The organism is Pseudonocardia nigra, from assembly GCF_019396355.1.
GTDB lineage: Bacteria > Actinomycetota > Actinomycetes > Mycobacteriales > Pseudonocardiaceae > Pseudonocardia > Pseudonocardia nigra.
The window spans coordinates 1-14,594 of the sequence record NZ_JAHKRK010000208.1 but is presented as its reverse complement, the minus strand read 5'-3'; the positions used below and the strand labels follow the sequence as shown (position 1 = coordinate 14,594).

At 74.2% G+C, this 14,594-nt stretch carries 11 protein-coding genes; 5 read left to right on the top strand and 6 right to left on the bottom strand.

Annotation, left to right across the window (positions count from 1 at the left end):
- Window positions 1-120: 120 nt before the first annotated feature.
- A complete protein-coding gene (locus tag KME75_RS33450; protein WP_219418947.1) occupies window positions 121-813 on the bottom strand; it encodes a methyltransferase domain-containing protein in 693 nt (230 codons plus the stop codon).
- Window positions 814-917: 104 nt separating this feature from the next.
- On the opposite strand from KME75_RS33450, the gene KME75_RS33445 reads away from it, so the two are divergent.
- Window positions 918-3,485 (top strand): ATP-dependent Clp protease ATP-binding subunit, encoded by a 2,568-nt coding sequence (locus KME75_RS33445; RefSeq protein WP_219418946.1) that lies wholly within the window; start codon window positions 918-920, stop codon window positions 3,483-3,485.
- Between the two features lie 76 nt (window positions 3,486-3,561).
- Here the strand turns inward: KME75_RS33445 and KME75_RS33440 are convergent, their stop codons facing one another.
- Window positions 3,562-4,164 (bottom strand): UdgX family uracil-DNA binding protein, encoded by a 603-nt coding sequence (locus tag KME75_RS33440; RefSeq protein WP_308283315.1) that lies wholly within the window; start codon window positions 4,162-4,164, stop codon window positions 3,562-3,564.
- Between the two features lie 59 nt (window positions 4,165-4,223).
- On the opposite strand from KME75_RS33440, the gene KME75_RS33435 reads away from it, so the two are divergent.
- Window positions 4,224-5,624, top strand: coding sequence for a N,N-dimethylformamidase beta subunit family domain-containing protein (locus tag KME75_RS33435; protein WP_219418944.1), 1,401 nt, complete (start codon window positions 4,224-4,226; stop codon window positions 5,622-5,624).
- A gap of 82 nt (window positions 5,625-5,706) precedes the next feature.
- Window positions 5,707-6,255, top strand: coding sequence for a dihydrofolate reductase family protein (locus KME75_RS33430; protein ID WP_219418943.1), 549 nt, complete (start codon window positions 5,707-5,709; stop codon window positions 6,253-6,255).
- Here the strand turns inward: KME75_RS33430 and KME75_RS33425 are convergent.
- Window positions 6,227-9,268 (bottom strand): AfsR/SARP family transcriptional regulator, encoded by a 3,042-nt coding sequence (locus KME75_RS33425; protein WP_219418942.1) that lies wholly within the window; start codon window positions 9,266-9,268, stop codon window positions 6,227-6,229. The genes KME75_RS33430 and KME75_RS33425 overlap by 29 nt on opposite strands.
- A 237-nt stretch (window positions 9,269-9,505) precedes the next feature.
- On the opposite strand from KME75_RS33425, the gene KME75_RS33420 reads away from it, so the two are divergent.
- Complete coding sequence (locus tag KME75_RS33420) at window positions 9,506-9,838, top strand: hypothetical protein (RefSeq protein ID WP_219418941.1); 333 nt, start codon at window positions 9,506-9,508, stop codon at window positions 9,836-9,838.
- Between the two features lie 3 nt (window positions 9,839-9,841).
- Here KME75_RS33420 and KME75_RS33415 read toward each other — a convergent pair whose 3' ends face one another.
- The 3 genes from KME75_RS33415 to KME75_RS33405 form a co-directional block, all read right to left on the bottom strand.
- A complete protein-coding gene (locus KME75_RS33415; RefSeq protein ID WP_219418940.1) occupies window positions 9,842-11,563 on the bottom strand; it encodes a carbamoyltransferase C-terminal domain-containing protein in 1,722 nt (573 codons plus the stop codon).
- Between the two features lie 76 nt (window positions 11,564-11,639).
- Window positions 11,640-12,461, bottom strand: coding sequence for an MBL fold metallo-hydrolase (locus tag KME75_RS33410; RefSeq protein WP_219418939.1), 822 nt, complete (start codon window positions 12,459-12,461; stop codon window positions 11,640-11,642).
- Window positions 12,443-13,546, bottom strand: coding sequence for a glycosyltransferase family 9 protein (locus KME75_RS33405; RefSeq protein ID WP_219418938.1), 1,104 nt, complete (start codon window positions 13,544-13,546; stop codon window positions 12,443-12,445). Before KME75_RS33405 ends, KME75_RS33410 begins: the two co-directional genes overlap by 19 nt.
- Window positions 13,547-13,609: 63 nt before the next feature.
- On the opposite strand from KME75_RS33405, the gene KME75_RS33400 reads away from it, so the two are divergent.
- Window positions 13,610-14,594 (top strand): glycosyltransferase family 9 protein (locus KME75_RS33400; protein ID WP_219418937.1); only part of this gene is annotated, 985 nt, incomplete at its 3' end.

The following is a 14,594-nucleotide window of genomic DNA, read 5'->3' as shown; positions in this document are numbered from 1 at the left end:
CGCGGTGTCCGGTCGGGCAGCAACGGCTCCAGCCGTGCCCACTCCGCGTCGGTCAAGTCGTGGCGATCAAGCACAGAAGAGATCTACCGCAGCCCACCCGCATGATCCACGGGACACGCTCTAGTCGAAGAACCGGGCCAGGTGGGCCCGTTCGGACTCCTCGTCCGCGCCGGCCGGGGTCAGGTCGGCGAACACGGTCGACTCGTCGCGGCCGATGTGCAGCGGCCGCCAGCGGGGCCTGCCGGGGAACGAGCAGATGCCCTTGAAGGTCTGGGTGTCCAGGAAGCGGACGTGCGTCGGGTCGGCCACGGCGTTGACGTGCTTCCACCACGGCGAGAGCACGTGCAGGACGCCGCCGGGCCGCAGCACGCGGTGGCACTCCTCCACGAGCGGCAGGAAGTCGATCAGGTGCTCGAGCACGTGCACCGCGAACACCTGGTCGACGGCGCCGTCGCGGAACGGCAGTGGCCGGGACACGTCCGCCACGGCGGCCACCTCCGGGGTGCGCCTGCGGTCCACCCCGAGGTTCGTCGGGTACTGGCGCTGGTCGCCGCAGCCCAGGTCGAGGATCACCGGTTCCCGCCCGCCGACGCGTACGCGGTCCCACACGGCGTGGACCCCGGCGAGCCTGCCGACGAGCCTGCGGACGAGCGCGAGCTGCTCGGGCCGGTCCACCTCGCCCTGCAGGTGCACGACGCCGCCGTCCACGGCGCCCTTCACGTCCAGCCCGCGGACCCGTTGGTCGTGCGTCAGCAGCTCGGCCACCGCGTCCTGCAGGTACTCGTCACACAGCTGCTGCCGCACCTCACCCATGATCTACCGCTACCCGGCACCGGTCGCGGGAAACCGTTTCGGGGGACGCCGGGCGGGAACGCCGCAACCGACGACTGCACACCCGACGGAAGGTTTGCCCCGCGATGACCGGCTTCCTCGGGCCGGACGACCCCGGTTCGTTCGACGAGTTCCTCGCCCGCTTCTTCGGCTCCGGCCCGGCTGGGGCGCGTGGCCCCGTCCGCCGGATCGACCTCACCCGTCTGATGAGCGCCGGAGCCCGCGAACTCGTCGCCGTCGCCGCCCAGCAGGCGATCGACCGCGGAGACACCGACCTCGACGCCCAGCACCTGCTGCTCGCCTCCACCCAGCTCGAGGCGACGCGCAACTGGCTGTCCCGGGCCGGGGTCGACCCGGATTCGATCGCCCGCCTGCTCGACGAGCGGCTGCTGCGCCGCGAGCCGACCGGCCGCGCTCCCAGCCTCACCCCCGCCGCCAAGCGGGCCCTGCTCGACGGCCACCAGGTCTCCCGCTCGCTCGGCTCCAGCTACATCGGTCCCGAGCACGTGCTGCTCGCGATCGCGGCGAACGAGGAGTCGGCGGCGGGCAGGCTGCTCGCCGAGGCCCGCTTCTCCCCCGGCGGTCCGCCCGCGGCGCCGCGCGGCGGCCCCCGCCAGCCGGCGGCCCGCCCCGGTGGCGGTGGCGGGGCCGCACCGGGCGCCCCGTCCGCCACCCCGACCCTGGACCAGTTCGGCCAGGACCTGACCGCCGCCGCCCGGGAGGGCAAGCTCGACCCGGTGGTCGGGCGCGCCGACGAGATCGAGCAGACCGTCGAGGTGCTGTCGCGGCGCACGAAGAACAATCCGGTGCTCATCGGCGAAGCGGGCGTCGGCAAGACGGCCGTGGTGGAGGGCATCGCGCAGCGGATCGTCGACGGCGACGTCCCCGACACCCTCGCCGGGCGCCGCGTCGTGGAGCTGCAGCTCTCCGGCGTCGTCGCGGGCACCCGCTACCGGGGCGACTTCGAGGAGCGGCTGCGCACCCTGATCGACGAGATCCGCGGGAACGCCGACCAGATCATCGTGTTCATCGACGAGCTGCACACGATGGTCGGCGCCGGCGGTGGTGGCGGCGGCGAGGGCGGCGGCGCGATGGACGCGGGCAACATGCTCAAGCCCGCGCTGGCCCGCGGCGAGCTGCACGTGATCGGCGCGACGACCCTCGACGAGTACCGCAAGTACATCGAGGCCGACGCCGCGCTGGCCCGCCGGTTCCAACCGGTGATGGTGCCCGAGCCCAGCTGCGAGGACGCCATCGAGATCCTGCACGGGCTGCGCGACCGCTACGAGGCCCACCACCAGATCCGCTACACGGAGGACGCACTGCGCGCCGCCGTCGAGCTGGCGGACCGCTACATCACCGACCGGTTCCTGCCCGACAAGGCGATCGACCTGATGGACCAGGCGGGCGCCAGGGTCCGGCTGCGCACGCACACGCCGTCCACCGACCGGCGCGGGCTCGAGCAGCGCCTGGAGCAGCTGGAGCGCGACAAGGACCAGGCCGTCGCCGACGAGCAGTACGAGCGGGCCACCGAGCTGCGGGACCAGATCGCCGACATCCGCACCCGGCTCGCCGAGGCGAACGGCTCCGACGACACCGTGCCCGAGGTGGGGGTCACCGAGGTCGCCGACGTCGTCTCGCGCGCCACCGGCATCCCCGTGTCGCAGCTGACCGAGGCCGAGCGCGACCGGCTGCTGCGGCTGGAGGAGGAACTGCACGGCCGGGTCGTCGGCCAGGACGAGGCCGTGGTCGCGGTGGCGGAGGCGATCCGCCGCTCCCGGGCCGGGCTGGGCGACGAGGACCGCCCGGTGGGCAGCTTCCTGTTCCTCGGCCCCACCGGCGTCGGCAAGACGGAGCTGGCCCGCGCGCTGGCCGTTGCACTGTTCGGCGAGGAGGACCGGATGGTGCGCCTCGACATGAGCGAGTACGGGGAGCGGCACACGGTGGCGCGGATGGTCGGGGCGCCCCCCGGCTACGTCGGGTACGGCGAGTCCGGCCAGCTCAGCGAAGCCGTGCGGCGGCGCCCGTACTCGGTGCTGCTGCTCGACGAGATCGAGAAGGCGCACCCGGACGTGTTCAACGTCCTGCTGCAGGTGCTCGACGACGGCAGGCTCACCGACGGGCAGGGCCGCACGGTCGACTTCCGCAACACGGTGATCATCATGACGAGCAACGTGGGCTCGGAGCTGATCACCAACCGCGGCGCGACGCTCGGCTTCGGCAGCACCCGCGACACCGACGGCGACACCGACTCGGCCGCACTCCGGGACAAGATCATGCCCCGGCTGCGCGACGTGTTCCGCCCGGAGTTCCTCAACCGGATCGACGAGATCATCGTCTTCCGCCGGCTCGACCCCGAGCAGCTCGCGACGATCACCGACCTGCTGCTGGCGGACACGCGCAGGCGGCTCGGCGCGCAGGACGTCACCGTCGAGTTCACCTCGGCCGCGGTGCGGCGGATCGCGGAGCTGGGCCACCAGCCGGAGTTCGGCGCCCGCCCGCTGCGGCGCACGATCCAGCGCGAGGTCGACAACCGGCTCTCGAGCCTGCTGCTGGCCGGGAAGCTCCCGGCGGGCACGCACGTGCGGGTGGACGCTCGCGACGGCGAGCTGGACTTCCAGGCGGAGGACCGCGCCGCGAGCCCGGCGGGCTGACCGCACACACCGTTCGTGGCCGGCACACACCGCCCGCGGTGTGTGCGGTGCCCACGCGGTGTGTGCCGTCGCCCCCTCACGGGCGCAGGCGCGCCGCCACCTCGAGGTCCGCCACCAGGGCGTCCATGGCCTCGGCGCGCTTCTCCGCCGGACCCCGCAGGATCGACGACGGGTGCACGGTCGGCACGAGCTGGTAGCCCTCCCAGTCGAGCACGTTCCCGCGCTCGGCCGTGATCCGGAACTTGGGCCCGAAGAGCGCCTTGGCCGCGGTCGCCCCGAGCGTCGCGAGCGCCTGGGGTCGCACGCTCGCCAGCTCCCCGTCCAGCCATGGGCGGCACGCGCGGATGTGGGTGACGCCCGGGGTCTTGTGGATCCGCCGGGAGCCCTGGCGTTCGAACCGGAAGTGCTTCACCGCGTTGGTCACGTAGACCTCGTCGCGGTCGATCCCCGCGCGCTCCAGCGCCGTGTCGAGCACTCTCCCCGCCGGCCCGACGAACGGTGCGCCCTCGATGTCCTCGCGGTCCCCGGGCTGCTCCCCCACCAGGATCAGCCACGCCGACTCCGGGCCGGCCCCGAACACCGTCTGGGTGGCGGGCTCGTACAGCTCGCAGTTGGTGCAGCCGGCCGCCTCGCGGCGCAGGGTCTCCAGGTCGGGGTGGTCGAGATCGACGGTCGTCACCCGCATGTGCTACCCCGGCCCGGCCGCGCCGAACCGCCTCCGGGACCTCCCGGGGCCGGATGAACCCGCCGCAGGAGGGGAACCAGGCAGGCGTGATCGAGGGATATCCCGACGAACCGAGCGTGTTCTCCGGCGACCGGCTCGTGCTGCGGGTGTCCACCGACGCCCCGGCGTTCCGGGTGCTCGTGCACCGGTGCGGCGCCGACCTGGAGGCCGTGGGCGAGTTCGGCCCGTTCGACGGGCGGTGCGCCCCGCGGCACCTGCCGTTCCAGGACTGGGGCGAGCCCGGGGTGGGGCTGCGCGGCGAGGAGCTGCCGGGCTGGGCCGCGTACGCCCTGCAGGTCCCGCGGGAGTGGCAGCCGGGCGTCCACCTGGCCACGCTCGTCGAGGGCGAGGGGCGGGCGCCCGCGGCACCTGCTCCGGACGCGCGCACCGGGCAGGCCCTCTTCGTGGTCCGCCCACGCCGGCCGGCGGCGTCGATCCTCTACAAGCTGCCCCTGTTGACCTACCACGCCTACAACGTCGTGGCGCACGACCCGCTGACCCGCTGGTGCCTCTACAACTCCCCCGCGCCCGGGGTGCTCCCCGGATCGGTGCCGCCCGCCGTCTCCGTGCGCCGCCCGGGCGGGGGCACCGGCGGGTTCCCGTGGGACGTGTTCAACTTCGACCCGTTCGACCCCACCCCGCGCCAGACCTTCGTGCACTGGGACGCCCGCTTCCTCGCCTTCCTCGAGCGCAGCGGCCACCGCGTCGACCACTGCACCGACCTGGACCTGCACCGCGACCCCGCGCTGCTCGACGGGTACCGCCTGCTCGTCAGCGCCGGACACGACGAGTACTGGACCGACGCCATGCGCGACCACGCCGAGGCGTTGGTGCGCGCCGGGGGGAACATCGCGTTCTTCGGCGGCAACACCTGCTGGTGGCGGGTGGTGTTCGACGACGCCCACTCGTTCCGGCGGGTCACGAACTGGTCCGATGCCGCGGGCCCCGACCGGCCGGAGAACCTGCTGACCGGCGTGACCTTCCGTCACGGCGGCGAACGCGACCGCGACGACCACCCGCTGCCGGTCGGGTACCGGGTGCAGCACGCCGACCACTGGGCCCTCGCCGGCACCGGGCTGCGCGACGGCGACGTGTTCGGCGACCGCCCCGGCGAGTACCTCATCGGCTACGAGTGCGACGGCGCGCACTTCGACCGCGCACAGCTGCGCAACGGCCACCCGGTGCGCCCGAGCGGCGACGACGGCACCCCGCCGGACTTCACGATCCTCGGGATCGGCGACACGGCCCCCAGCGGCTGGGGCCACGGCAACCGCGCCGCGACGATGGGCCTGTACACCGCGGGCGGCACGGTGTTCACCGCGTCGACGACCGACTGGCCAAGGCTGCTCGCCGACCCGGGGTCCCCGGTGGCCCAGGTGACCCGCAACGTCCTGGACCGGTTGGCGGCACCGTAAGCACACCTGAAGGGATCCGTAAGCGTCTCCCGGCAGAGTTCCGGATGTCACCACAACGGAGCACACACACCGGGAGCCGGACATGCGCAAGCTGATCAACTCGACCTACATCACCCTCGACGGCGTCATCGAGAACCCCATGTGGACCTCGCCGTACTTCGACGACGAGGCCTCCGCCTTCGCCGCCACACAGACGGAGGCGGCCGACGCGCTGCTGATGGGCCGCAAGACCTACGACGGCATGTCCGTCGCCTGGCCGTCGATGGACGAGAGCGACCCCACCACCGGAGCGGCGTACTTCAACAACGTCAAGAAGTACGTCGCCTCGACCACCTTGACGAACCCGGAGTGGAACAACTCCGAGGTGCTCTCCGGCGACCTGGTCGAGGAGGTCACCAAGCTCAAGGCTCAGGACGGGAAGGACATCCTGCAGTACGGGTTCGGCGAGGTCACCACCACGCTGATCAAGGCGGGCCTGGTGGACGAGGTCCGGTTCTGGATCCACCCGGTCCTGGAGGGCGGCGACAGCCTCACGGCGCCCCTGACCGACGTCAAGACGTCGTTCGAGCTGGTCGACACGCGGGTCTTCACGAACGGCGTGATCATCGCCTCGTACCGGCCCGCGCGATAGCCGCCCGCGCGCCGAGCGCGCCGCCGACCCGGTACGCGGCCCCGAAGGCGTCCTCGCCCAGGGCCGTGACCAGGCGGGCAGTGGTGCGTTCCACCTCGTCCCGCTCGGCCGTGGTGGCGGCGACGCCCAGGGACGAACGGGCGGCGGCCGCGGCACCCAGCAGGCGGGCCGCGGCCTCCGCGTCGGGCTCCACCGACGCCACGGCCTCCACCGCGCTCACCGCGTCCCGCGCCGCACCCACCGCCTCGGCCGCCTCGAACGCCTCGAGGTGGCGGGCCAGCGCGGCCGCCTCGTCGCCGTTCTGCCGGGCCGCGTACCCCAGCTCGATCAGGACCATCGGCAGGAACAGGGCCGGTTGCTCGTCGCGGCCGGCCACGTCGAGCAGGTGCTCGAGATGGGCGGTGGCGAGATCGAGCTTGCCGTCCCGGCGCGCGGCGAAGCCCAGGCTCAGCTCGGCGAACACCATCGCGCCCGGCGAGTCCTGCTCGACCGCCATGTCGTACGCGCGTTCGCCCAGCTCCCGAGCGTGGGCGTAGTCGCCGGTCTGCACGGCGATCCAGGCCAGCCAGGACAGCTTGCTGCCCACCTCGGGCCACAACGCCAGCTCCTCGGCCCAGCGCAGGCCCTCGGTGTGCAGGGCGGCCGCACGGTCGTACTCACCCCGGATATCGGCCAGCCCACCGATCCAGTCGGTGGCCTGCAGCCGTCCCCACCGGTCGCCGATCGCCGCGAACAACTCCCTGCTGCGGTTGCCGTGCCGTTCCAGGGCGTCGAGGTCGCCTGCGGCGTGGGCCAGCATGGCCCGGGTGCTCAGCACGGCCGCCTCGGTCCAGGTGTCGGCGTCGGTCATCGCGGCGACCAGCAGCTCCGACGCTCGGGCCTGCTCGCTGCGGTCGAGCAGCGCGGTCGCGACGAACCAGGCGACCCGCCCCGTCAGGTCCTCCGGGATCTCGACGTCCGTGACCGGCACACCCTGGAGCAGCGCGAACCCGGCCCGCCACCCCGCGTCTCCCCCGGCGGTCAGCGCCCGGCGCGCCTCGGTGAACCGGCCGCGCAGGAACCAGTACCAGGCCAGCGCGTTCGCCAGCCGCGGACCGCCGCCGTGCGCCAGCGCCGCTCGTAGGTCGGCCGACTCGGCGTCCAGGCGCTCCAGCCACTCCTTCTGGTCCGGCCCGCGCAGCTGCGGGTCGGCGCGCTCGGCCAGATCCGTGTAGTACGCCGCGTGCCACACCCGCACTCTGCCGGTGTCGTCCAGGCGCTCGAGGCAGAACGCCGCCACCGACTCGAGCAGTCGGTACCGCGGCTGGTCGCCGGCGTCATCCAGCGTCAGGAGCGACCGGTCGACCAGGCGGGACAGGACGTCCAGATCCGCGCCGCAGACCGCCTCGGCCGCGTCGAGCGTGCAGCCGTCGCTGAACACGGCCAGCCGGGCCAGCACCCGCCGGTCGGCCTCGTCGAGCAGATCCCAGCTCCAGCCGATCACCGCGGTGAGCGTGCGCTGCCGCTCCGGCATGTCCCGTTGCCGCGTGGTCAGCAGCGCGAACCGGTCGTCCAGCCGCTCCACCACGCCGGACACGCCGAGCGCACGGACCCGGGACGCGGCCAGCTCCAGGGCCAGTGGCAGGCCGTCCAGGCGGCGGCAGAGCTGCGCCACGGCCGGGGCCGTCCGCTCGTCCAGCCGGAACGCACGCTGCTGCGCGGCGGCCCGGGCGGCGAACAGCCGGGCCGCCGCCGACCGGCGCACCGCGTCGACGTCCCTGGCGTCGTCCGGCACCGCGAGCGGCGGTACCTCCCAGACCAGCTCTCCTGCCAGCCCGAGCGGCTCCCGGCTGGTGGCCAGCACGTGCACCTCGGGCGCGTCCCGCAGCAGCCGGGCCACCAGCGCGGCAACCGCCTCGACCACGTGCTCGCAGTTGTCCAGGACGAGCAGGACCTCCCGATGGCATACGGCGGCGAGCAGCCGATCCTCGGCGGTGACGGTGGCGCCTGCCGACTCGCGAACGTCCAACGCGACGAGCACCCGATCGACGACACCCGGGTCTCCGGCCGGCAGCGCAGCCAGCTCGACCAGGTGCGCAACGCCGTGTTCGCGGGCCGCCTCCACGGCCAGCCGGGTCTTGCCGACCCCGCCCGGGCCGACGAGCGTGACCAGTCGCCGATCCGGGAGGAGCCGCCGCAGCTCGGCCAGGGCCTCGGCGCGGCCGACCAGCTCGTCCAGCGGTGCCGGGAAGCTGCTGCGGGGCTGGGCGACAGGGGGCTGGGCGACTTGGGGATGGGCGGCCCTCGGCGGCGCGGCCAGCCCGGCGTCCTGGGCAAGGATCTGCTGGTGCAGGGCGACCAGTTCCGGGCCCGGATCCAGGCCGAGCTCGTCGGCCAGGCGGTCCCGCAGGTCGGTGTAACTGTCCAGGGCCTCGGACTGGCGACCGGCCGCGTACAGGGCACGCAGCTGCAGGGCCCGCAGACCCTCGCGCAGCGGGTACGCGGCGACCAGCTCCGCGAGATCGGCGGCGACCAGGTCGTGCTCGCCGCGGGCCAGGCGCGCCTGCGCCAACCGCTCGTGCACGGCCAGCCGCTGCTCGGCCAGGCGGGTGACCTCGGCCCGGACGAACTCCTCGTCGGCCACGTCCGCGTACGGGTCGCCGCGCCACAACCGCAGCGCGGCGGCCAGCCGGTCGGCGTCGCTCGACTCCGCCAGCTCGGCGAACCGGTCGGCGTCCACCGCCCCGGTCCGCAGCACGTACCCGGGCGGGCGGGACTCGACGAGATCCCGGGCGCCCGGTTCGGCGTCGTTCAGAGCCTTGCGCAGCTGGGAGACGCGCACCTGCAGGGCGCCCGCGGCGTTGGCCGGCGCGTCGTCGCCCCAGATGTCGTCGATCAGGCGGGCGGCGGAGACCACCTGGTTGCGGTGCGCCAGCAGGTCGGCGAGCAGCGCGCGGACCTTGGCGCCGGGGACGGTCACCGGCTCGCCGGCGTCCGTCGTGACGGCGACCGGCCCGAGGACGCCGAACTGCATGCCGAGCACAGTACTGCGCGCCACCGACCGCCTCACCGCTGTCGGCAACGCCGTCCCCGAGCTCGTCGACCGGCTCGTCTACGTCTCCGCGTGGTGCTGTGTGGACGCCACGGTGGGCGAGTACTCCGCGGGACCGGAGAACGCCGACAGCCTGCTGCTACGGACCGGGCTCGCCCCGCTCGCCGACCCGGCGCGGATCGGCGCGATCCGCTCAACTGGCGCACCGCCGACCCGGCCGTGCTCGACGGCCTGCAGGCCGCACTGCTCGCCGACGGCACCCGCGCCGAGCTGCTGGCCTACCTGCACAGGCAGGACCCGGACGAGGCCCTCGTGATCGACGAGGTCGCCACCCGCGGCGACGCCGCCACCTGGGGCCGCATCCCGCGCACCTATGTGCGGCTCACCGAGGACCGGGCCGTCCCGCTCACGTTGCAGGACCGGTTCATCGCCGAGGCGGACGCCCTCACCCCGGACAACCCCACCGACGTCCGGTCGATCGCGAGCGGCCACCTGCGGTGGCAGATCCACCCGGCGGAGATCGTGGAGATCCTCGACGGGCTCGCGGCGTAACGCCTACTCGCGCGGCACCGGGGCGGCGTCGCGCTTGCGCACCAGATAGGGCCCGACCACCAGGGCGTGCATCTCGGTGGACGTCAGGCACGCCAGCGAGTCGGCCGGCGTCTCGGTGAGCGGGTCGCCCTTGCCGTTGAGCGATGTGTTGAGCAGCACCGGGCACCCGGTCCGGGCCTCGAACGCCGAGAGCAGCGCGTGCAGGAACGGCGTGTTCGCCGGCTCGACGGTCTGGATGCGAGCCGTGCCGTCGACGTGCGTGATGGCCGGCAACGCGTCCCAGTGCTCGGGCCGCACGTCGATCGCGAGCTGCATGAACGGCGCGGGCCGGTCGACGTCGAAGATCCGGGGCGCGTGGTCGGCCAGCACCAGCGGAGCCAGCGGGCGGAACCACTCCCGGCCCTTCACCCGGAAGTTGATGAAGTCGCGCATCGCCGGGTGGCGGGCGTCGCCGATGATGCTGCGGTTGCCCAGCGCCCGCGGGCCCGACTCGCTGCGGCCCCGGTGTACGGCGACGACGTGCCCGGCGTCGAGCAGCTCCGCGGCCCGCGCGGCGAGTGCGGCGTCGTCACCGGGCTCCTCGACGACGAGCCCGGCGTCCTCTGCTGCGGTGCGCACCGCGGCCTCGACCGCGTCCGTCTCGAGCTCCGGGCCCAGGAAGTCGTTCGTCCAGCGGAAGCCGCTCTCCTCCCCGAGGCACTCCACGAGGCCGTAGATCGCACAGCCGAGCGCCGTGCCGCCGTCGTGCGCGCTCGGCGGGATGAACACGTCGGAGAACGCGCTTTCGCGCAGGATCCGCCCATTGGCCGAGCAGTTTAGCGCGGTGCCGCCGGCGAACACGAGGTTCTCCGTCCCGGTCTGCTCGTGCAGCCAGGCGGTCACCTTCAGCAGGGCCGTCTCGAACGCCCGCTGCCCCTCGGCGGCCAGGTCGGCGGCATCCTCGAACGAGCCGGAGCCGTCGACGAAGTGCGAGAAGCGCTCCTTGTCGGCGAACAGGTCCAGCCACTCGCGCGGGATGAGCACCCGGTGCCCGTCGACGACGAGGTCGGGCAGCCCGAAGCGACCTCCGTCGGCACCGGCGCGGCCGAACGGGGCGAGCCCCATCGCCTTGCCTTCGCTGCCCTCACCGGTGAACATCACCCGCGTGAGCAGGTAGTAGAAGCAGCCGAGACCGGCCGGGTGCTCCCAGTCGCCGTCCCAGAGCTGCTTGGCGATGCACTCCGGCTGCCTGCCGCGCTCGCACCGGTAGAACGAGGAGACCTCCAGCATGTCCGGCGGGGTCTCCTCGCCGAACCCGCACGTCTCGGTGAAGTCCCGCACCGGGCTGCCCTGCGCATCGATGATCATGCCGGCCGCCGCGTCGAACGGGGAGGGCGGGAACGCGCTGTAGAGGTGCGACAGGTGGTGGGAGATCGTGACGATCCGCGGCTCGGCGCGGAACTGCAGCGTCTCGCGCAGCTCGTCGTGGTAGGAGTCGATGCGTTTGATCTCGTCGTCGGAGGAGAAGCACTCCACGACGAGGTCCACGGGCTCACGCAGGTCCGGCATCGCCGGCACGTAGAGCTTCGGGAGGTCGCCGAGGCGCCCCCAGTGGTGCTTGCGGCGCGTCAGCCGCTCCTTCTGCAGGCTGTAGGCGCCGCTCGGGCGGGCGATCGCGACCGACCCGTCCTGGGTGCGGTTGATCCCGACGACGGTGGGCTCAGCGGCAGGGGGCTCGTGGCGCATCGGTGGTGCTACCTCCTCGGTCACGGCTGTCTCACGGCTGCTCGGGTCACGGCTTCTCGGGTCACGGCTTCTCGCGTCACGGCTGCTCGGGGGACGCCATCAGGGGCACGGCGGCGCCGCGCGGGGCGCTGCGCAGCCGGTGGTCGTGGCCACGGCGGCGCATCTCGGCGACGAAGTCCTCCAGCGGGCTGCGGAACACGCCGTAGTCGTCGTAGTGCACCGGCACCACCGTGGCGGGATCGACCATCTCGACGAGGTCGTTGCCCTGGCGGCCGTCCATCGTCACGAGCACGCCGAGTCCGCCCCACCCCGGCACCCTCGTGCCGCCCAGGTGCGTGACCATCACGTCGATGTCCGGGAAGCGGTCGCGGATCTGCCGCAGCTGCGGCACCCGCAGCGTGTCGCCGGTGACGTAGGTGCGCAGCACCCGCTCGCCGCCGCGCTCCAGGTCGAGCACGCTGCCCATCACGGGCGGGAGCAGCCGGTGGAAGCCCACCGGCCCGTGCTGCCCGGGCACCGACGTGATGCGCAGCCGCTCGTCACCGCGGGTGGACTCCCAGTCCTGCCACGTCTCGAGACCGGTCGCCGCGTCGAAGCCCCAGCGCCGCAGGCGCGAGGCGGCGTGGCGGGTGGTGACGACCGGTGGCTCGCGCGGGAGGTCCCGCTTCGCCACCCGGTCGAAGTGGTCGCCGTGCAGGTGGCTGAGCAGCACCGCGTCCAGCGGCGGCAGTTCGTCGATCCGCACGGCCGGGTCCGTGCGCCGCTTCGAGGTCAGCCCGTAGCCCAGGTGCACCCGTTGCCCACGGCGGACGAAGTTCGGGTCGGTGAGCAGGGTGAACGCCCCGAGTCGCAGCACCGCCGTCGCCGTGCCCACGAACGTCAGCGAGGGGTGGCCCATGTGGGCGCGGTTACCCGGCCGATCAGGTCCGACACCTCCTCCTGCACCTCGGCCACGGGGATCTGGTCGAGGAACGACGGGCGGTGCTCGCAGCCGTCGCCGGGTCGGTGCGGATGTCCCGCGGTGCTGCAGTCGACGCCGCACTCCGGGCACCGCAGCGTCCAGGACAGCAGCGGCCGGTGCCGGGTGCGGGTGGGCGCGGCCGCGTTGATCGCGTTGCCGCACCAGAAGAGGCCGACCGTCGCAGCGCCCACCGCCCGGGCCAGGTGCAGCGGACCGGAGTCGTTGCCCACCACGGCGGCGCAGCGCTGCAGCACGCCGGCGAGCGTCCCGAGGTCGGTGCGGCCGGTCAGGTCGGTGAGCGGACGGCGCGCCGCCGCCGTGACGGCCGCGGCGGGCTCCGCGTCGCCGGGCCCCCCGACGAGCACCGGGCGGGCCCCGGCCTCGGTGAGGCCGTCGGCGACGGCGGCGAAGCGCTCGGCGGGCCAGCGCCTGCGGGGGTCGGTGGCGCCGGCATGCAGCGCCACCCACGGGCCGGCACCGGGCAGCAGCGCGGCAGCGGCATCCCGTTCGGCGTCGTGGACGTGCAGGAGCGGGTAGTCGGCGGGCCCGTCGGCGCCGACCAGGCGCACCACCTCGAGGAACCGGTCGGCCTCCGGCTGGTAGTAGCGGTAGGGCACGTCGGCGTCCAGCGACGGAGCGCCGTCGGCCCGCAGGCCGATCGAGCGCCGGGCGCCCAGGTCCCGCACCAACGGGTTGGACGCGCCGCCGCCCCCGTGCAGCTGGACGGCCAGGTCGTAGCCGTACCCCCGGGCCGCGTCGAGGAACGCGGGCAGCTCGTGCGCCGGAGGCACGCCGTCAGGCTGCCCGGCGAGCCCGTCGACGTGCGGGAGCACCAGCACCCGGTCGACCGGGCCGGGACGGCCGCGGAGGAACCGCTCGTGCCACGGCGCACCGAGCAGCGTGATCTCCGCGTCCGGGAAACGGGCGCGCAACGCCGCCAGCGCGGGCGTGGCCATCAGGTAGTCGCCGAGCGCGTTGCAGCGCAGAACCGCGACCCGGCGCACCGGGAGCCCGTCGATCATGGCCGCCGGTTACCCCGGGCCCGGCGGGGTAAGCACCTCCCCGTGGATCTAGTACCTCACGGTGTGGATCAGAAGGTGCTCCTGGCGCTGCGGGCCCTCAACCTCGGTGACCTGTTGGTGGCGGTACCGGCCCTGCGCGCGCTGCGCCGCGCGTTCCCGGACCACCGCACCGTGCTCGCGACCCCGGCGGCGCTCGCCCCGATCGTCGAGCTCATCGGGGCGGTCGACGAGCTGCTGCCGAGTACGGAGTCCGCCCAGCTGCGCTGGGACATCCACGGCGACCGGCCGCCGCCCGACATCGCCGTCAACCTCCACGGCACCGGGCCGCAGAGCCACCGCCTCCTCAACGCCCTGTCCCCCGCCCGCCGGATCGGCTACCGCTCGCCCGGGTGGAACGGCCCGGTCCCCGACGTCGTCGCCGCCCGGCACGCGCACGAGCGGGAGCGGTGGTGCGCCGTGCTCGAGCACCACGGCATCCCCGCCGACCCGTCCGACCTGCGCCTCCCGCCGCCGCTGAACGTCATCCCCGGCCGCCCGGGCGCGCCGGTGCTGGTCCACGCCGGCGCCCGCTTCGGCTCGAAGCGCTGGCCCGCCGAGCGGTTCGGCGAGCTCACGGCCGCCCTGCACCGCGCGGGTCGCCCCGTGCTGCTCACGGGATCGGCGGGCGAGCGGGACCTCGCCCGCGCGATCGCGGGCGCCGCCGGGCTCCTCGAGGTGCGGGTGCTCGCCGGGCGCACCGACCTCGCCCAGCTCTGCGCGCTCGTCGCCGGCGCCGCGCTCGTCATCAGCGGCGACACCGGCATCGCCCACCTCGCCTCGGCGTTCGGCACCCCGTCGGTGACGATGTTCGGGCCGGTCGACGCGGCCCAGTGGGGTCCGCCCGCCTACGGCCCGCACATCGCGCTCGGCGACCCGGCCCTGCGCCGCGGGGAACCGTTCGCCGACGACCCCGACCCCGCCCTGCTCGCCGTCGGCGTCGGCGACGTGCTGCAGGCGGCCGCCGCGGCGGAGGCGCTCGCCGCCCCGGCGCCGGCCGGGCGGTCGGCGG

Bases quoted from the DNA above. Each gene is read 5' to 3' on its own strand.
- KME75_RS33415 (WP_219418940.1), bottom strand. From the start codon at position 11,563: ATGCGCCACGAGCCCCCTGCCGCTGAGCCCACCGTCGTCGGGATCAAC.
- KME75_RS33405 (WP_219418938.1), bottom strand. From the start codon at position 13,546: ATGATCGACGGGCTCCCGGTGCGCCGGGTCGCGGTTCTGCGCTGCAAC.
- KME75_RS33450 (WP_219418947.1), bottom strand. From the start codon at position 813: ATGGGTGAGGTGCGGCAGCAGCTGTGTGACGAGTACCTGCAGGACGCG.
- KME75_RS33425 (WP_219418942.1), bottom strand. From the start codon at position 9,268: ATGCAGTTCGGCGTCCTCGGGCCGGTCGCCGTCACGACGGACGCCGGC.
- KME75_RS33445 (WP_219418946.1), top strand. From the start codon at position 918: ATGACCGGCTTCCTCGGGCCGGACGACCCCGGTTCGTTCGACGAGTTC.
- KME75_RS33430 (WP_219418943.1), top strand. From the start codon at position 5,707: ATGCGCAAGCTGATCAACTCGACCTACATCACCCTCGACGGCGTCATC.
- KME75_RS33410 (WP_219418939.1), bottom strand. From the start codon at position 12,461: ATGGGCCACCCCTCGCTGACGTTCGTGGGCACGGCGACGGCGGTGCTG.
- KME75_RS33435 (WP_219418944.1), top strand. From the start codon at position 4,224: ATGAACCCGCCGCAGGAGGGGAACCAGGCAGGCGTGATCGAGGGATAT.